Source organism: Bdellovibrio sp. MYbb2, from assembly GCF_056175685.1.
In genome coordinates this window covers 113263-131166 of the sequence record NZ_JBJKJI010000004.1, presented here as the reverse complement: position 1 = coordinate 131166, position 17904 = coordinate 113263, and the positions used below count along the sequence as shown (strand labels likewise).

Below are 17904 nucleotides of genomic sequence, written 5' to 3'. Positions count from 1 at the left end.
CGCATATAATCGACCTGGAGCCCATCAACGCGTGGCTCCGTTGACTCCGTAAGCCTTTTCTTATTCTCTATCCCCTAGACTTTTATCCAGAGGCGGATGTGAGTAGTAGGACCTATTTAGCCGCGATGCTTTTGAGCGTTGTGGTGGTTTCAAAGTCCAAGGCACAATCGACGAGCTTGAAAATTCCTCAAGCCGAAGGGGTGAGCTCTATCCAACAGCCGCAAATCTCGTCAAAACCGGCGACGGTGTACGGCCAGATCAGGATGGAGGGGATGCAGTATCTGACCCCGATTCCTGAATCTCCGAATTTGACATACAGCCAGCTTCTTTCCGCTCGTCTTTCCGGTCTTAAGGAAACTTCCTGGATCGACTTTGCCGCCGACATCTCTGGCGGGACCTTCTTCACCCGTGGACAATCTCACTTCGTTGTTTCTGAAGCTTATGTGGCTTCCAAGAAAGCGCCTTTCCGCGCCTTTGCCGGTCGCAAGAAGCACGACTGGAGTGAAATGGACCGCCGCTGGCAGCTGGGGCTGTGGCAGCCGAAGTTCGCTATCGACACCCTTCGTCCCGAAGAACAGGGGCTGACGGGATTGTTCCTGGATTATAACACCAACGGCTGGCAGATTGTGGGTTTTGCCTCACCTCTGTTCATTCCAAGCATGGGCCCTGATATTCGTGAAGAGGGTGGCGGACTGGTTTCAGACAGTCGCTGGTATCGTGCCCCTTCCAGGGACTATGACTTCAACAACAACATCAACACCATCCAGTATCAGCTCGACATCCCGGATGCAGCGAAGCTGACGGCCAATGGTGGTGCGGCGATGATGGGCCGACTGGGCAACAAAGAGCGTGGCCCGTGGGTGGTGGTCAGCGGTGGTTATCTGCCGGTGAATGAACTGATTCTGAAACGCAAAAACTTCAAAGACGTTTCTGAAGAACAAGTGGACGTGACGGTGTCTCCGGATGTTACTCATCACATCATCAAATCCATCGACGTGGGTTACACTCATGGCCGTATGAAGGCTTCTGTTTCTTATCTTGAGGACGATCCTATTGAAAAGCGCCCGGATGATCCCGAGTGGTCCATCCAGAAGCTGGAACCGATCCGTGCGTATTCTGCAGCGTTTGATTTTTCTTTGGCGGACTTCCTGGCAAAAACTTTGGCCTTCCAGGTCGAGTACCTGAAAATTGAAGGCGGCGGCATCACGGACATTCAGTCCAACGGCCAGCCGGATGACTTCACGATGTTTGATGATCGTTTGAAATTCACGAACGCACTTTCTTTCCGTGTTGAGGGGCAGCTGGCAAGCTTCTTCAATCGTCCGTTCGTGACCCGCTTCAAGTATTTGTATGATTATGATCAAAGAGGCTCGTTGCTGAACACCGAGTTCTTATATTACCCAAGCCAAAAGTGGGCCGTGGTCGTCGGAGGAGACGTTTTGGGCGTGCAGGATGAAAAGCACGATCCATCCGGATTCCTCAATCAATATCGCGCGAACGACCGTTTCTACGGGGGCATGACTTATGTTTTCTAAATGTTTGAAGGCCGTTCTGGCATTGTGTCTTGTCGCGGGACTGGCGTCCTGTGACTCGAAAGTCGGCGAGGAACCACCTCCGCCGGAATCCCAGGAATTTGGCGGCACCCAGTGTCTGACCGAAGCCAAGCCTGTGGCCAAAGCCTTCGTTGTCGGTGACGCCAACAAGGAAGAATTGGAAGCGGCCTGGGACTGCATCGGCAGCGCGGTTGAAAAGTTCAAACGCTATGTGCGCGGAAACACCGCAGACCGTTACACCGCACAAGAACTGGCTACGTTCCTTGAAAAGAACTTCCTGGATCCCAAAGAAAACGTCGTTATTTCCCAGCAGCTGCAGACCGAGTTCATGAAGCTGAAGCAGGTCTTCGTCGGCGGCAGTCGCGAGTATCTGACCCGCAGCGAACTGGATAAAACCATCGCTTTGGTTAAAAGCCTTCGTACTATCACGGTGAATCTGAATCCGTACATGAAAGTGATCTCTCTGAACTGGGAGGTTTCTGAAAGTCCGAACATGCAAAGTGATGTCCGTCACTTTGAAGAAGCCAATAAAGAACTGCAAAACGCCGCGCGCATGCTGGCATCTTTGATTGAACAAAATGCGCAGGGCTACAACCTGTCTGATTTTGTGGTTTTGATGCAGGAGATGGGGCAGTTCTTCGGCGAAAAATGGGACTTCCCCTCTGTCATTCAGACGTACATGCCGGTGATCAAAAAAGTGAAAAAGGCCCTGGCGGGTGGAGATGAAAATTCCATCACCCCGAACGAATGGCGCCGTTTCACTTTGTTGGGTGCCCGTGGTTATGTGCAGTTCCTGCGCTATCACTATTTCATTAAGTCCGTTCCCGAAACCGGCACTGGTTATCGCCTGGGTTATCTGGCCCGCACGGTGGAAGACGTTTTGTCCGTGTTCCAGGATCTTGTGGCGGAAAAGCCTGAAGGTGTTGTTTCCCGTGACGAGGTCTTTGACCTGCTAAAAACCCTGGAAATCGTCTGGCCGGAGTTTAAAGTGTCTTCAGGTCTTGTGTTTGAAGGTATGAAGATCAAACAACTGTTCTTTGGTGGCAGTGTTGATTCCCTGACAACGACGGACTTTGAAACGGCAAGATTGAAAGTCAGCCGTATCAGAACTTTGATCGAACGTTTCATGCCATTCTATTCCATTTACGGTCGTGAATGGGATCCGGATATGTATGACCCGGATGAAGCGCAAAAGCTGTTCATGGAATCCCAGTTTGTTCTGGAAGCCACTGTGCGCGAAGCCGGGGTGTTGTTTGAAGGGTCTTACGACCTGAATGACCTGAACAATATCGTGCGTGAAATTGAAATTCTGTATCCACCGAAAGACGGGCGGGGCCTGGCTGATCAGATTAAAAGCTATCTGCCGCTGGTGATTGACGCCAAGAACATCGTTCTGGGCGGCAATGATTCGTCTTTGCGCAAATCCAACTGGAGTGTGTTGTTGGGCTTTGCAGCCCGTGCGTATTCTGATTTCCTGTACTATCAGTATTTCCTGATGGGTGAATCCCTGCAGCAGCCGGTGAATCTGAGCTATTTCTCGGTGTTTGGGAATCAGACCCTGAACATCCTGCGTGATCTGTTGCTGGTGAAAAAAGAAAACCAGTTCACTCGCGTGGAATTGAACAAGATTGTGAAGCACCTGATCCGCTTGGAGCTGGTACCGGGTGCAATCAATGAACAATCCGCCGACAAATTGATCAGTGTGGTTCTGAACAACATGCTGGTGGCTCCAGAGGCCCGTTTGTCCGGTCATAAACCTGATGCGCTGACTTTGACTTCGGTTGAAGTGGGTCGTCAGGAAATGCAGATCTGGATCGACACCGAGCTGATGTTTGCCCAGATGGCCGAAGGCTGGAAACCGGAAGAAGGTTTGACAGCCAAGGACCTGCTGGCAGTGTTGAAGAAAACTGAAAAGAACCTGGATGCTCACGCCCTGCCATTGCAGGCGGCGCTGACCGAACTGATCTTGTCGGTGGAAAGCCCGGTTCCAATGACCACGGACTATCGTGGTTTTGTGATTATCTCGAACAAGTTTGAACAGCTTTACACGTTTAAGAGCTTGCGTGACCTGAACCGCAACCGTGCGGTGGCAAGACTGCTGATTCGCTCTTTTGCTAATGACCTGAATCGTATCAACACGTTCCAGGGTGCGACCTTACCGGAAGTGGAAGGGGCGTTTAACGAACTGAAATCCATCTTTGTGGAAATGGGTTTGTTGGATCCGAAGAACACCTCTTTTGCATCTTCGCGCTTCCGTGAAGCCAATATCTTTGTTCCGCACTCTGACGGGAATGCCCTGGCTTCTCAGGCCGAGATCACGGATTTGATTGGCATGATCTGGTCGGGTGTGGGTATCAATACGCGTCTGCGCACCGAGCTTGTGAAAAAGTGCTTCGGTCGTGATGAAGAAGTGACTGACAACAGTCTGGTGACTTTAAGCTGTGCTCGTGCAGCTTATAAAGACGCTATGCCTGCGATCATGTCAGCGACGCCGGAATACATCAAGTTCATGAAGAAGGCCTCGGCCGACGAGTGGGCTTATTATATGAACAATGTCTTTATGGCGGCCGGTTACGTTCCGAATGACAAGAATCTGGCGAAGATGGGCGATATTGCCCTGACTCCGCACGTGATTCAGTACGTGGAAATGGTCTTTGCCCGCTTTGATAAGAACAAAGACAACATTATTTCCACCAGCGAAGCCATTAAAGCTTATCCGGCCTTTAAAGGTCTGTTGAAAGAACTTGCTGCGGATCAGTTGAAAAGTGGTGTGCTGAAAGAAAAAGACCTGCTGGATGTGTTCACGTTCATTCTTCGTTACGGCAAACCGCCAACAACGTTGATGGAGCAGGCAAGGTTCATGTTCAAGTGGAAGGGCAAACAAGACAAGTGGGACGTCTGGGCGGACCGCGTGCAGCTGGCTCAGATCCTGGGTTATATCGCCGAACAGGTCGCTAAAAGCCCAAGTGCCAAGATCATTCAAGAGCCAGCCTCCCAGGACGCTCTTGAAAAAGCCGCAAGCCAGCTTTAATTCAGAATTAAAATCAGAAAAAACAAAAGCCCCGAACAGGGGCTTTTTTATTGCTTAAATCAGTGGTGAGATTTCTTAATCGAGCACTTTAGGTGTTGAAACTTGTGCTGCCGTGACGGTCGCATAGTTCAGAATCAACCCGGCAAAGACCCCGGGGCCAACGGCAGTTGGCAGTGCCGAAGAAACATCCGAATTTGAATCCACATCAGCGCTGGTCGGTGCATAGACCAGATTATCACGTCTCCAGATATAGACGCGGGATTTAGTGCCGACGTTGTGAAGGTCAATCACCACATCAATGTTGTTGGGGATGTAAAAGCCCATATCAGCACTGGTGACGGTGCGAGTTTGGCCATTAAATGTGATCGAAGCGTTCACGCTGGCGCCCGTGCGACTGAAGGTCACCACGATACCCGTTGAACCTGACACGCTGGAGTCGCTCGCATAGAAAACGGCGCTGACATCACTTAAAGTGACGTTATTTAAAGAAGCTTTCAGAGAAATAGAGCGGGAAGAGCTGACGCCGGGCAGTGTAGAAGTGAAGCGAACAACGCCGGTGGTGCCTGCGATATGCAGCGCAGTCGAGTCAGCCTGGCTGAACGAACCGGATACGACAGTGTAACTGTCTAAACCAGAAATGTCTTCGACATCGCCACCCGATGAGCAGGCGGCGCTAGCCAGGAAACCAAGTATGAGTAGGGATTTTAGAATGAATTTTTCCACATCATGGACTCTACCGGGATTGGTTGTTTGTCGTTATATTTTGCTGATGGTTTGACATTATAAGGAGTTAAAATGTCACCCTTCACTTCAAAGTATATCAACTGACCAACCGGCATTCCAGTGTAAACACGCACAGGCTGTTTCACGGAAATTTCCAGAGTCCAATAGTTGCAGAAACCGACGTCTCCTTTGCCAGCAGTGGCATGGATGTCGATTCCGAGACGGCCTACGCTCGATTTGCCTTCCAAAAATGGGACATGCTTCAGAGTCTCAGTGTACTCAAAAGTAACGCCCAAATAGAGAGTATCCGGCATTAGCACGAAACCCTCTTCTGGAATTTCAAAGGTACGAATTTTGTTATGCTTCTTGGCGTCCAGCACTTTGTCTTCATAGACAGCTAGAGTTTTACCCAGGTGAACATCATAAGAGTTCGTACCCAGGCACTCTCTGCGGAAAGGTTCCACTTTAATGGAGCCTTCCTTCATGAAATCCAGAATTTGCTGATCCGTCAGAATCATTACGAATTACTTCGTTTCTCTGTGGACAGTGTGGCGCTTAAGATTCGGATTGTATTTCTTCTTCTCAAGACGGCTTGGAGTCTTAGTTTTGTTTTTTGTAGTAGTGTAACGAGAAACAGGTTTGCCTTCAGCACGAGCTTCAGTGCACTCAAGAGTTACGATGATTCTTCCTGTCTTTTTAGCCATTGCGATACCCCTTAAATTGAACCATTTGTACTGCCACGCGTTGTATAGAAAAAATGACAATACCTTTTCAAAGGGGCTCAAGGTATCAAAGGAAAAAGGAAACTTCAACAGACAAATTCGCGTCTAGAGGAGGAATCGTGAAGACTTTCGGCCTTTTTTTAAGTTCCCTGCTCATGTTGGCCTGCGCACATGCTCAAACTAGTGGCATTTTGCGTGGAAATGACCTCCAACCGGTCGATTTGGCCGAAACCGTCGGTCCAGTCACTCCGGGTTCTATCGTAGTTATCGGTGAAAATCACGGTTTCAAAGAACACCAAAACCAGCAAGTCGCTATTATGCAGGCGCTTCGGGCAAAAGGCTTGAAGGTCTCTGTCGGGATGGAATTTTTTACATATACTGATCAGCCGGCCGTGGACTCTTATCGTCAGGGGCTTTTGAGCGAAGCTGACTTCCTCTCTCAAATCAAATGGGGCAATCCCTCTTATGATTACTATCGCGCGCAAAGCGTGTTCCCGAACCTGTCAGAGGGTTCAAAGACGATCGCGTTGAATGCGCCGCGCTCTTTGACGGGCAAGGTTTCCAAAGGGGGCCTGCAGGCGCTGACTCCGGATGATCTGAAGTTGATGCCGCCTCAGTTTACGGTGGGTAATGATGGCTACAAACGCCGTTTCCTTTCCATGATGCCGCATTTGCCGAATCCGGAAGCGGGCGAGCGTTACTTTACGTCTCAGTCCATCTGGGATGACACGATGGCGTGGCAGGCGGTGGAATTCATGCGATCCCATCCCGAGCAGGTTCTGGTGATTGTGGTCGGGGATTTCCATGTGCAGTATGGGGGTGGTCTGCCGGATCGTTTGCGTGTGCGCGGGGCCGAGTTCCCAGTACTGACCTATTCTCAAGTGAATACCTCAGGTCTGACTGAGGACGAAATTGCGACTGAAATCAACCCAGGCACTCAGGACGGACCCCGTGCTGATTACCTGTGGTTGGCACCCGCCAGTCCAGCGGCAGGCCAGTAATAGGTCCAGCATTGTAAAGAATCTTTGAGATTCACCACAGGTTTTCTAGAATAGGGGAATAGAGGAGACCTCGTCTATGTTCCCCCCAGAGACCCGCATCCTAGTTATTGATGACATGCCCTCCATTCGTGATCTGGTGAAGAACACGTTAAAAGCCATGGGCTATAAAAACCTGCAGGAAGCTGAAGACGGGGAAGCCGGTCTTAAAATCCTTATTCAAAACAACACTCCGGGCACTCAGATTCAACTGGTGATTTCCGACTGGAACATGCCGAAAATGAAGGGCCTGGAACTTTTGAAGCAAGTCCGCGCCACGGCGGAGTTTGCGAATCTGCCATTCGTGCTTTTGACGTCAGAGTCTGAGCGTGATCAGGTCACCGAAGCGGTTCTTGCGGGTGTGTCCCAGTATATCGTGAAGCCATTCTCGGCAAAGATCTTTGAAGACAAATTGAAAGCTGCTTACAGCAAACACAACAAATAGATTCTTTAAAGAGTGCTGCGCGCGTGCGTTGCACTCTTTCGTTCAAGCATCTACCATAGGGCATGACTTCTTTCGATGTATTGGCCCAGAACCTTGCCGCTCAAATCACTGAACTTCGTAAAAAACGTCAACTGACTCAGGCTGCCTTGGCGAAACTGGCCGGGGTGCCGCGATCCACACTGACCAATATGGAAAGCGGGATGGGCAATCCCTCGCTGGTGAATCTGGCCAAGGTTTGCGCGGCTTTGCAGGTTTCATTCGAAGAGCTGCTGGCAACGCCCAGATCCCAGACAAAGTTGATTCGCAAGGATGAAATCCCCGCCAATAAAAAAGCCAAAGGCAACGTCACTGTTTACAAACTTTTACCGGATCCCATTCCGGGGATGGCCATTGATCGCATGGAGCTTGAAGTGGGCGCTCGTATGGGTGGGATTCCGCATTCCAGCGGTACGAAAGAGTATTTGCACTGTGTGCAGGGGCAGATGACCGTGGTGGTCAGCGGGGAAAGTTTTGAGCTGAAGCCCGGAGATGTTTTGGCATTCCCGGGGGATTCAGCCCATAACTATGTTAACACGGGCGCTACAAAAGCCATCGGCCTGAGTGTCGTGACGATGACACCAAGGTATTAGGCCTTAAAGTTCTTCGCGGCAAATTCCCAGTTCACCAGCTTCCAGAACGCTGCCAGAAAATTCGGGCGGCTGTTGCGATAGTCGATATAGTAAGCATGTTCCCACACATCACAAGTCAAAATAGCCGTATGACCTTTGGTCATTGGGGTTTCAGCATTGCTGGTGCTAAGAATTTCCAGTTTGCCTTCTTTGTTTTTTACAAGCCAACCCCAGCCCGAGCCGAATTGTTTGATGCTGGCATCAGCAAACAGTTCTTTGAATTTTTCGATGGAACCGAAATCGCGAACGATGGCTTGCGCCAGCTCGCCGGCAGGTTCGCCGCCGCCATTCGGGGACAGGCAGTTCCAGAAGAACGTGTGGTTCCAGATCTGAGCTGCGTTGTTAAACACGCCGCCAGAACTTGTCATAATGATTTGCTCTAAAGTTTTGCCTTCGTGTTCAGTGCCGGGAACAAGTTTGTTCAGGTTATCAACGTACGTTTTGTGGTGTTTGCCGTGGTGGTATTCCAATGTCTCAGCGGACATGTGAGGAATCAGGGCGTCTTTTGCGTAGGGAAGTGCTGGAAGTTCGAAGTTCATCATAGAGTTCTCCTTGTCGTTCAGGTTGAAATTCCATGATCAGAATAGAGGTCGGGCGGGGGTTGAGGAACCCTTTGGTCTTTATATTGGCAAAGGGACGATATATTGGCGGAAATGACGCTAAAATGCCTACATCAGGCGACGCTGTGTAGCCAGATAAAACAACCAGGCACCTTTTTAGGCTGCGGAAGGGAGTTTTTTGTCTTTTTGGAATTCGGTGATGTACGGGACTTCGACGAACAGGGTGGAGCCTTGTCCTACGGTGGATTCAACCCATACGCGGCCGGCCAGCTCTTCAGCGGCGACTTTGATGGCGTCCATACCCACGCCTCGGCCCGAGATGTCCGTGACTTGTTCGCGGGTCGAGAACTGACTGTCGAAGATATGCTGAATGATCTGCTGATCGGTTTCAGCGGACACATCCAAGCCCTTGCCGGCAAGCTTTTCGCGAATGCGGGCCGGGTCAATACCACCGCCGTCATCTTTGATTTGCACCAGCAACCAAGACCCTTGGGAATTGTGATTCAGACTGAAAGTAACATCCACCTGGCCTTCGGCAGGTTTGCCGATATCCACGCGGTGATCCGGCATTTCGATACCGTGATCGACAGCATTTCTGAAAGCATGCACAAATGTCGAGAACAAACCGCTGTAAATTTCCGGAATGACCATCAGGTTTCCGTTATGAATCTTCAGTGGCGAAACCATTTTGTCTGTTTGTTCTGCCACTCGCAGCATCACATCACTGTAAGGCTCGATAAATCCAGTGACAGGCTCCATCGCAAGTTCCAGCAACAGTTCCTGCGCCACGGCACCGCCTCCAGGCAGTGAGCCCACTTTGCGGGCGATGTGGTTTAGTTTGCTGATAGCGACTTCGATCTGACGCTCTTCCGGCAGGTTCGAGCTTCCCAGAATCTCTTTGGTCTGATCCAGGAACTTGTGGAAGAACTCTTCCACTTCAAAGCATTTGCCACGAAGGGCGATAAAGGCGGGGTGAGTCCAGGACTGTTTCAGTTCGGCCAGCAGTCCCTCGGCCTGATGGCAGGCTTCGGCAACATCTTTGATCGAAAACAGCGCGGCGCCGCCTTTGAGCGTGTGCAGGCTGCGGAACAGCTCTTCGGTGTCGTAAGGACCGTCATCTTTGCTGACTTCATCACGCACCTGACCCAGCAGGCCTTGAGCTTCCTGGATGAAGCGGTGAATTTCACGTTTGGATTTGATCATGTGGATGATCAATTTTGCGTGTTCTTTTTCGCGTTCGGCTTGTTTCTGAGCTTCGACCAGCGAAGTGATATCAGAAGCTACAACAACAACACCTTCCATCGTGCCTTCGTTGCTGCGAAGGGGATGGTATTCAAGGGCGATGTTGCGCTCTTTGGTGTGCGGGTAGGTTTCAGGTCCCAGGCAGGACAGGTCTTCAAAGGGCAGCATTTCCATGAACAGGGTCTGCATCCATTTTTTGAAGCCTTCAACTTTGTTTTCTGGAAGTTTCAGCACATCCCAGATCAGCTGACCGTCCGGTTTGCATTCCACCGTGGCTTCACAGGCCTTCGAGGACACATCCAGGATTTTACCTTCAGCATTAAATATAAAGAATCCCTGGCCCAGACTGTCCAGCAGGGCGGACATGGTTTGATTCAGACGGGACAACTCGCGCGTGCGCTCGGCCACCATCTGTTCCAGGTTTTTACTGTAGTTTTCAAGCTGAACTTTGGCTTCTTCAAGGGCGGAAATGACGCCTTCTTTTTGTTCCAGTTCAGCGCGGTATTTCTTCTGTAGACGTTCTTCCAAAGTCACGTCACGCACAAAGACGATCCAGTTCTTGTCGCCCATGGAATCAAAGATCGGCTGCAGTGTGATCTGCACCTTTCCTTCTTCTGCGTGAAGGGCTTTGAAATTGACCTCTTTATACGGGGTCGCATCCGACACACCGATCAGATTGTCCAGGGCTTCAATCGGTTCGCTGAACTGGAATAGTTCATTGAACTTCATGCCTCTTGTGATCTTGCGGATGGAAAGGCCGGCCACAATGGCGGCGGTTTCATTGCAATAGACAACCTTTTGATCTGCGGTCAGAACAAAGACGGGCTCTAAAAGGGTGTCGAAGAGGGAGTACTGGATTCTCATTTTACGAAGGTCTCATTCTTCTGGTGATAAAGGGTGAACTCACGTTTTTCCGCCCACTCGGACATTTCGGCATCGCCTTTGGCTTCGGCACGAACTCTCCAGTAGATTTTCCCCAGTGGAACCTTTTCCTTGATCAGGAAGCGGTTGCCAGCCAAAGATTTTGCAATCAGTGTGCGCGAGAAATCCGGTTTGTCGGAAATCTCGATGCGATAGGAAGTCGCGCCTTCCACCTTTTTCCATTCCAGCCAGATGAATGGTTCCATCTCGGTCTGCAGGAAAATAGAGGCGTTGTTGAATGGCTCCATCAAAGGTGGTGCCACCAGTGGGGTGCGGAAGGTGTAAAGAACTTCCTGAATATTTGAGAACTCTGTCAGTGGTTTGTTGGCTTCATCCAAAGCCTGCACACGCACCACATAGTTGCCCGGGTCCTGCAGCGTCAGACTGCCACCCGTGGCGGAGTATTCCAGTTGTTGAGGAGCCGTGAACTCTTTTGATTTGTCCACTTGTACTAAATAGGATTTAGCAAACGGTACTTCGCTCCAGCTGATCGGGGTTTCTTTTGGTCCCGCAGCCTGGCCGATGGCGTTGATGGTTTTTAATGGATTCAAAGTCAGGCCGCCGACGCTGACGTCGATTGTTCCAACTTCACTGAAGTCACTGTTAAGACCGTTGATGCCTTTGGCTTGAACGCGGTAATAGTGTTTACCCGGGCGGAACTGAGACCACGCCACCTGATTTTGGGTGATGTCGTACTTTTCGGCTTCGGCAAAGTTCATGTCCTTGGAAATCTGCAGTTGATACCCTTTGCTTCTAAGAACCGGCTTCCACGCAAGCTTCGGAGCTTCCGGCGATGCTGGATTTCTTTCGCCGGTGGGTGCCTTGAAATCGACCTTTTTAGTGATCAGCACTGGCTTGTTTGGGCGCTCTTCTTTATGGGCGGCCAGATTCAATGTGAAGGACACAGGCTCAGACCAAGGGGAAACATTGTTCGCGGCTGTTTGGCCCTGAACACGCACCCAGTAAGTTCCGCTTGGCAGACGAGGAGTCACTGCCGCCAAAGAATCCGTCTGACCATCTTTAATGATCTGCTGGAATTCCGGATCGGCTGCCACCTGCCAGGTGAAGTGTTTTAGCTGGGCCATGGCTTTCCACTGAACTTCCGTGGTGGAGGCCAGTTCTTCCTGAGGTTTCACTTTCAGTTCCAGATTGATTTGGGCGGATTGAACCGGGGTCACAATCTGTGGACCGGCCAGGTGAGTGATGCTCATGCGCTGGGCTTGGGAAACAACGCCCACTTCGCCATTGCGATCATAGGTTTTCAAACGCCAGAAATAAGGACCCGGTTGCAGAGGTTCTGTCACCGCGACTCTTTGTTCGTTGGTCATTTTTGAAAGGGCCACAGAGCTGAAGTCTTCCGTCGGGGAAACTTCCAGTTCATAACGGGCAATATCACCTTTGCCCTGCCATTCAAATGGCAGTGGATCGTCCGGATTCACACGAAGCCAGTTCATGTTGTCCGGAGTTTTCACAAGCAAGGTTGGTTTTTCAACCGGTTTGATGTCGCCGTCTTTTTTTACAGCGACCACGGCGTTCTTAGGCAGTTCTTTAACGGCCTGTTTTTTCTTGTCCGTATACTTGACGTCACCGGAAAGCAGTTTCAAATCAACCGTGCCACTGTGGGCTTTGTTGAATTTGATTTTAGGCTTTTCCTGTGTGTTTGTAGCCGAGCCTTCCAGTTTGAATTCTTCGGTGCCGGATTTGATGGTCAGGGACGAGCCTTGCGCCAGTTCACCGACCAGGTTTCCGTAACGCAGATCCAGATTCATCTGACCGTTTTTAAGATTCAAAGTGATCAAAGAATTTGGTTCGATGCGAATCTGGGTTCCATCCTGCAACTGAATAGTGGCTTCGGAACGATCACCTGTAAAAATAGAATCATTTTGGAAGACATTGTCTTTGCGCGATGCCGGAAGCCAGCTGAAAGTATCCAGATTTTTTCGGCGCACGTCGTTCTGAGAAACAGCAACGGAACCAATCAGTTCCAGTTCGCCGGTATTTGATTTCGGGAATAGCAAAGAGTCATCGTACAGGAAGTACGAGAAGACCATGAGCACAAGCAGGGCTCCGGTGAAGATCATTTTTTCTGTTCGTCCAAAGCGCGACATAAGACTCCTGCTCAAACCTTATCGGTTGGAAATGATAAGAGATTTACAGACCTTAGGCTAAGTTATGTGAGAATTTGTTTTCGGCCAGTTACGGAACAGGCATACTGGAGTCGTGAAAAAACGTGGATTATCAATTAGATACAAGATTCTTCTGTTACTCACTTCGTTGCCACTTATTACACTTACAGTGTATTTGGTTCTGGCGCTGAAAATTTTTGAAGACGATAAGATCGCTTACGTCTTTGATTCTTCCAGCAGCATGTCCGGAACCATGGCGGCTCAAATTAAGACACAGTTGAATGCCGTGCTTGGAACGACCAAGCCGATCTTTCAGGATTACCTGAGTCAGCAGAAATTTTCTTCCGTGGGCGAGTCCATCTTCCAGAACGAATTCAATCTGGAATCCATCGTGGTCTTTAAGCCTTCTGCAACGGGTGCCTATGAAAAGGCCGCGGTGCTTGAGAAAGTTCCGAATCAGACAGACGGGGTGCTGAGCAGCCTGCAAGCCCAGATGTCCGGCTACTTTGCCGAAGTCGAAGCCACTCGACGTGTGGTGAAGGTGCCATTCAGTGACGACCGTGTGTTCATCATGGAAAAAGTCAGCGATGAAACCAACACCCGCAACACGGTGTTTTTGGTTATCGTGAAGATGAGCGAAGCGTCCGAGATGTTCCGTGCAGCGATGTCTCAGAAAATGTATCTGATTTCCTCTGACGGGACGGTTTTGTTTGGGCCGGATGGAATGCCGGGGCAGAAGCTTCAATCCACCGTCAGTCCGCAGTTCCTGGAAGGCACCAACAAACAAATCGCGCAAGGGGCCGAGACCGATCGTTCGGTTGATGGCAAAGAGCTTTTGGTTTCTTTCTCGCGCGCGGGATTTGGTGATCTGATCGTTGTGACCACGGTGGAAAAAGAAAAAGCCCTGGGGGCCGTTCAGATTCTGATTCGAAAATCTTTGATCTTCTTCGGTATTTTGATTTCTGTGACGGTGATTTTGAGTCTGTTTGCTTCCAGCGGTTTGACTCAAGCTTTAACACAATTGTTCGATGCGACCAAAAAGGTGGCGGAAGGGGACTTCAACATCCGCGTTGACGTGAAGTCCAATGATGAAGTCGGAAGTCTGGCTGACAATTTCAATATCATGGCGGCGGAAGTTTCCCGCCTGCTGGATCAGACGGCAGAAAAAGCGCGAATGGAATCCGAGCTGCAAACCGCAAAAACCGTGCAGGAAACCCTGTTCCCGGAAACGCAGGCCAAGATCGGTCCGTTGTCGATTGCGGGTTACTATGAACCGGCCAGTGAGTGCGGTGGCGACTGGTGGCACTATTGTCAGATTGGCAACAAAATCTTCCTGTGGATCGGGGATGCGACGGGGCACGGGGCGCCGGCAGCATTGATCACCAGTGCGGCGAAATCTGCCTCCACAATTATCGAGCGTCTGAATATCACTCCGGCCAAAGCGCTGGAGCTGTTGAATCGTTCGATCTATGATGTGTCCAAGGGCCGCATCATGATGACGTTCTTCCTGGCGTCTTTTGATCTGGAGACAGGCGAGCTTGCTTACTGCAATGCTTCGCACGAGGCGCCGTTCCTGATGAAGAAAAATGAGGGCGGCACACTTAAAAAGAAAGACCTTGTTCCATTAAATGAAGTGAACAATCCCAGACTGGGACAGGCCCGTGATTCGGTGTACGAACAAACAACCATTCAGGTTGAGCCGGGAGATCTGGTATTCTTCTATACAGACGGTATTCCAGATATCCAGAACCCCGGTAAAGAGGCCTGGGGCGAGCGTGAATTCATCAAGGCCCTGATTGCGGCTAATAAGGATTTCCCGGGCGTAAATGACTCGGTAGAGCGTTTCGCGATGAGCTTCCAAGCCCATCGTCAAGGCGCGCCCTTAATCGATGACGTCACGTTTTTTGTAGTGAAAAATGAAGGTCTTAGTTAAAGTTAGATTTTGCGAACGAGGAGATTGGAACTATGGGTAAACTCGATGTGAAAATGAACAAAGCCGCAGATAAGCTGACTGTCCAGATGGCAGGCACTATTGATGAGGACGTTGATTTTTCTCAGTTCAGCCTTGGCGGCAATCCACAGATTGAAGTGGAGCTGAGCGGACTGAAGAGCATCAACTCCTGCGGTATCCGTGAATGGATCAAGTGGATGGGCACAGCGGGCCCGGCTCAAATCAGCTTCAGCAATTGCCCGAAGGTGATTGTGGATCAGATCAACATGGTTGATGGCTTCCTGCCAGCTTCCGGCAAAGTGAGCTCATTCTTTGTCCCTTATTACAACGATGACTCCGGGTCTGAAAAGAACGTCCTGTTCCGTTATGGGACAGAGTTCAGCGAAGGCAACGTGAATCCTCCAGCATCCGTAAAAGATGAAGAGGGGAACGAAATGGAAATGGACGTCATTGAGTCGAAGTATTTCAAATTTATTAAGAAGTAATCCACCGACAAAGGTCCAGTTCTTGGGGCGGGTGCTGTATAACAGCCCCGCTTTTTGCTTTTATCCTAAATGGAAGGGCCTTTAGAGCCGACAAGGAAGCGTGGAATCAGGCAAATCTAAGATCTTGATATTGGAAGACGACGAGTCGGTCAGATCGGCCTTAAAAGAAATTTTAAGCCGCGCTGGCCACGCCGTTTTTGTCGCGTCCCGTCCGGACGAGGCCAATAGCATTTTCGCCAGCAATTCCAATATCGAATTCCTGTTCTGTGACTGCTTGCTGCCACAGATGACGGGCCTTGATTTCATCAAACAAGCCCGCGCCAATTATCCCAATGCCAAATTCAAAGTCGTTCTGATGAGCGGTATTTATACCGACAAATCCTTCATTCAGGAAGCGACTCAAAGCACCCAGGCCGTGGCTTTCATGAAAAAGCCATTCGATATGGAGCAGGTGCTGAAAATCGTGAAAAAAGAAGAGGCTCCACGCCGCGAAGAATCCAGCGCGCGTAAGCTGCTTTATCAGATGTTCGCCAACCCAACAGTGACCAACCGCCAGAAAAGAAAGGTGATTGAGTCCATTGAAGAGGTGAGCGGCTTTGACTTGCCATTCCTGTATTCTCTGCTGGTGGAAACCAAGAGCGGTGGTTATCTGAATATCTATAATGCCGATGGTTCCGTGTCCGGTATCTCGTTCTGTAACGGGAATATCGTGGGTGTGGACGTGGATGACAAAACCACCTTCCTGGGGGAGATGCTGATCCAGAGTGGTTATGCGACCCCGCAAGACGTGCAGGAGGCTCTGCGTGTTAAAAATAACCGCCGTATCGGTGACTATCTGATTCAGAACAACCAGCTAAGCCCCCATGCCTTTGATCTGATCCTGATGGAGCAAATGAACATCCGTCTGGTGCGCACGATTGTTGATCAGAAAATCCGCGTGAATTTTGCATCCGCGGAAGTTGAGATGAGCAATCCAAGTATCGATGCTGACAGTCTGTCGTACTATCTGCATGACTGGATCGCTTCCAAGATCTCTATTAACTGGCTGAAGTCCCTGTATGTGATGTGGTCCGGTAACATCATCGTGAAAAGTCCGACTTTCCGTGATGATCATCCGGCCCTGAGCATGTCTTTGGTGAAATCCCTGGAAGGCCTGCCGGTGAAGCTGAACAATCAGATCACTCTGACGCAGCTTCTGGACATCAAAGGTTATAATGAAGTGGCGGTCTATAAGGCCATCCACTTCCTTTTAACCAAAGGATTGATTGTCTTTGCCCAGCGTGCGGCCTTTGCAAGCCCGGCTGAGCAGTTGAAAGTCATCAAGAAGATCGCTGCTGAACTTGAAAACAAGAACTCATACGAAATCGTGGCATACATGGAAACGGGGACCGGGGGCGGTTCTGCTGAATCCATGCTGTCTGACTTTATGACTTTGCTGGGGGATGAGCCGGGCGATACAGCTTCGGAAGTCTACACCCAATGGCAAAAGGTGCGCACATTGGCGGAAGACGCCATGAACGCCTCCAAAGACACCAATAAAATCGATCAAATCCGTCAGGCAACTCAAAGAAATGAAGCTGAAGCAAAACTTCGCGCCAATTCCTTGATGGAAGAAGTTAAAAAAGCCCTGCAATACACCCAGTTCGCGAAAGCGCTGGAGCTGCTTGCCGAGGTGAGTAAGCTGAACCCTCAAACCCAGCAGCTGCACTTGTACAGCTCTTGGGCAAAACTGGGTTCGGTCGAAGTGGCCAAAAAGAACTTCGTTCTGAAAGAAGTGGAACTGGAGCTGATGCAGGTTCCACCGGATGAACGTTATGACACGCTTTTCCCGTTTGTGATTGGTCTGTTCAATAAAACCAAAGGCGATATGGTGGCCGCGCGCAAATCCTTCGAGAAGAGCGTGGCACTGGATCCTTCCTTCATTCCTGCTCGTCGGGAAATCTCTGTGTTGGCGGCTGCCAATAAAAAACAAGACGTGTTCAACGTCGACCTCAAGCAAGTCGTTTCAGGCTTCTTCAAGAAAAAATAGATTGGTGAAAAGCGCCCATTCGACTGCGTTGTCGGGGGACCTTTTTCGCTCCGACGTGCTTGGAGCACGCCTGCGCTTCAAAGGGACCCCTCCGCCTTGCGCCTGGACACTTTTGACCAATCTTCCTTCGATGTATTTTTGAAGGGCAGAGTCTTAAGGCCCTCAGTCCGGCAATTGTTTTCAGTCGACTTTTCTCTTTAAAGAATCCCGAAACAACTGAGGTCTCTGTCAGTGGGTTTCGCAGTTGAAAGATGCATTGGGATTAAAGCTTTTCTCTGAGGGAAATGATCAAATATTTTACAGAAAAAGGAACATTCAAAAAATGTTCTTTAAAGTGTCTAAAGCGTTGATAAGACGCTCAATCATTATGACGCGAATGTTGTAAAAGTATGGAGATTTTAGTTGCGACTT

At 50.0% G+C, this 17904-nt stretch carries 14 protein-coding genes; 8 read left to right on the top strand and 6 right to left on the bottom strand.

The genetic code is table 11. The features are described from left to right. The first annotated feature begins 98 nt into the window (after nt 1-98). Entirely contained in the window at nt 99-1535 is a 1437-nt protein-coding gene (locus AC04MQ_RS17260; protein WP_148278817.1) for a transposase, read from the top strand. Beyond that, a complete protein-coding gene (locus AC04MQ_RS17255) occupies nt 1525-4584 on the top strand; it encodes a hypothetical protein (protein WP_015091483.1) in 3060 nt (1019 codons plus the stop codon). Before AC04MQ_RS17260 ends, AC04MQ_RS17255 begins: the two co-directional genes overlap by 11 nt. 75 nt (nt 4585-4659) lie before the next feature. On the opposite strand, the gene AC04MQ_RS17250 is transcribed toward AC04MQ_RS17255, so the two are convergent. From AC04MQ_RS17250 to rpmG, 3 genes are read right to left on the bottom strand one after another with little or no spacing between them, the layout of a single operon-like run. Then, a complete protein-coding gene (locus tag AC04MQ_RS17250) occupies nt 4660-5307 on the bottom strand; it encodes a hypothetical protein (RefSeq protein ID WP_475392687.1) in 648 nt (215 codons plus the stop codon). After that, nucleotides 5289-5825 carry a dCTP deaminase gene (gene dcd, locus AC04MQ_RS17245; protein WP_015091481.1) on the bottom strand — a complete coding sequence of 179 codons (537 nt, stop codon included), beginning with the start codon at nt 5823-5825 and terminating at the stop codon, nt 5289-5291. The genes AC04MQ_RS17250 and dcd overlap by 19 nt, the downstream gene beginning before the upstream one ends. 6 nt (nt 5826-5831) lie before the next feature. Then, nucleotides 5832-6011 (bottom strand): 50S ribosomal protein L33, encoded by a 180-nt coding sequence (gene rpmG / locus AC04MQ_RS17240; RefSeq protein WP_011164830.1) that lies wholly within the window; start codon nt 6009-6011, stop codon nt 5832-5834. 137 nt (nt 6012-6148) lie between these two features. Here rpmG and AC04MQ_RS17235 point away from each other — a divergent pair, with 137 nt between their 5' ends. The 3 genes from AC04MQ_RS17235 to AC04MQ_RS17225 all read left to right on the top strand — a co-directional run bounded on the left by AC04MQ_RS17235 (nt 6149) and on the right by AC04MQ_RS17225 (nt 8140). After that, complete coding sequence (locus AC04MQ_RS17235) at nt 6149-7030, top strand: ChaN family lipoprotein (protein ID WP_235046105.1); 882 nt, start codon at nt 6149-6151, stop codon at nt 7028-7030. Nucleotides 7031-7106: 76 nt separating this feature from the next. Next, on the top strand, nt 7107-7511 hold the full coding sequence (locus tag AC04MQ_RS17230; protein ID WP_011164828.1) for a response regulator: 405 nt from the start codon (nt 7107-7109) through the stop codon (nt 7509-7511). Between the two features lie 62 nt (nt 7512-7573). After that, nucleotides 7574-8140, top strand: a complete 567-nt coding sequence (locus tag AC04MQ_RS17225) for a helix-turn-helix domain-containing protein (RefSeq protein ID WP_011164827.1) — start codon at nt 7574-7576, stop codon at nt 8138-8140. Here AC04MQ_RS17225 and AC04MQ_RS17220 read toward each other — a convergent pair. From AC04MQ_RS17220 to AC04MQ_RS17210, 3 genes are all read right to left on the bottom strand, one after another. Further along, the gene (locus tag AC04MQ_RS17220; RefSeq protein ID WP_041578349.1) at nt 8137-8718 is read right to left on the bottom strand and encodes a superoxide dismutase; all 582 of its coding nucleotides are present in this window, start codon (nt 8716-8718) and stop codon (nt 8137-8139) included. The genes AC04MQ_RS17225 and AC04MQ_RS17220 overlap by 4 nt on opposite strands. 177 nt (nt 8719-8895) lie before the next feature. Then, nucleotides 8896-10845, bottom strand: a complete 1950-nt coding sequence (locus AC04MQ_RS17215; RefSeq protein ID WP_475392686.1) for an ATP-binding protein — start codon at nt 10843-10845, stop codon at nt 8896-8898. Then, on the bottom strand, nt 10842-13010 hold the full coding sequence (locus AC04MQ_RS17210) for a FecR domain-containing protein (protein ID WP_475392685.1): 2169 nt from the start codon (nt 13008-13010) through the stop codon (nt 10842-10844). Before AC04MQ_RS17210 ends, AC04MQ_RS17215 begins: the two co-directional genes overlap by 4 nt. Before the next feature lie 187 nt (nt 13011-13197). On the opposite strand from AC04MQ_RS17210, the gene AC04MQ_RS17205 reads away from it, so the two are divergent. The 3 genes from AC04MQ_RS17205 to AC04MQ_RS17195 all read left to right on the top strand — a co-directional run bounded on the left by AC04MQ_RS17205 (nt 13198) and on the right by AC04MQ_RS17195 (nt 17493). Next, complete coding sequence (locus AC04MQ_RS17205) at nt 13198-14961, top strand: SpoIIE family protein phosphatase (protein ID WP_015091475.1); 1764 nt, start codon at nt 13198-13200, stop codon at nt 14959-14961. A 32-nt stretch (nt 14962-14993) separates the two neighbouring features. Beyond that, entirely contained in the window at nt 14994-15464 is a 471-nt protein-coding gene (locus tag AC04MQ_RS17200) for a hypothetical protein (protein WP_015091474.1), read from the top strand. A gap of 100 nt (nt 15465-15564) precedes the next feature. After that, nucleotides 15565-17493, top strand: coding sequence for a response regulator (locus AC04MQ_RS17195; RefSeq protein ID WP_041577765.1), 1929 nt, complete (start codon nt 15565-15567; stop codon nt 17491-17493). The last annotated feature ends 411 nt before the right edge of the window (nt 17494-17904 follow it).

What these genes read in the sequence shown, in the direction of transcription:
- AC04MQ_RS17255 (WP_015091483.1), top strand. Translation starts at nt 1,525, where the DNA reads ATGTTTTCTAAATGTTTGAAGGCCGTTCTGGCATTGTGTCTTGTCGCG.
- dcd (WP_015091481.1), bottom strand. Translation starts at nt 5,825, where the DNA reads ATGATTCTGACGGATCAGCAAATTCTGGATTTCATGAAGGAAGGCTCC.
- rpmG (WP_011164830.1), bottom strand. Translation starts at nt 6,011, where the DNA reads ATGGCTAAAAAGACAGGAAGAATCATCGTAACTCTTGAGTGCACTGAA.
- AC04MQ_RS17230 (WP_011164828.1), top strand. Translation starts at nt 7,107, where the DNA reads ATGTTCCCCCCAGAGACCCGCATCCTAGTTATTGATGACATGCCCTCC.
- AC04MQ_RS17225 (WP_011164827.1), top strand. Translation starts at nt 7,574, where the DNA reads ATGACTTCTTTCGATGTATTGGCCCAGAACCTTGCCGCTCAAATCACT.
- AC04MQ_RS17220 (WP_041578349.1), bottom strand. Translation starts at nt 8,718, where the DNA reads ATGAACTTCGAACTTCCAGCACTTCCCTACGCAAAAGACGCCCTGATT.
- AC04MQ_RS17215 (WP_475392686.1), bottom strand. Translation starts at nt 10,845, where the DNA reads ATGAGAATCCAGTACTCCCTCTTCGACACCCTTTTAGAGCCCGTCTTT.
- AC04MQ_RS17210 (WP_475392685.1), bottom strand. Translation starts at nt 13,010, where the DNA reads ATGTCGCGCTTTGGACGAACAGAAAAAATGATCTTCACCGGAGCCCTG.
- AC04MQ_RS17200 (WP_015091474.1), top strand. Translation starts at nt 14,994, where the DNA reads ATGGGTAAACTCGATGTGAAAATGAACAAAGCCGCAGATAAGCTGACT.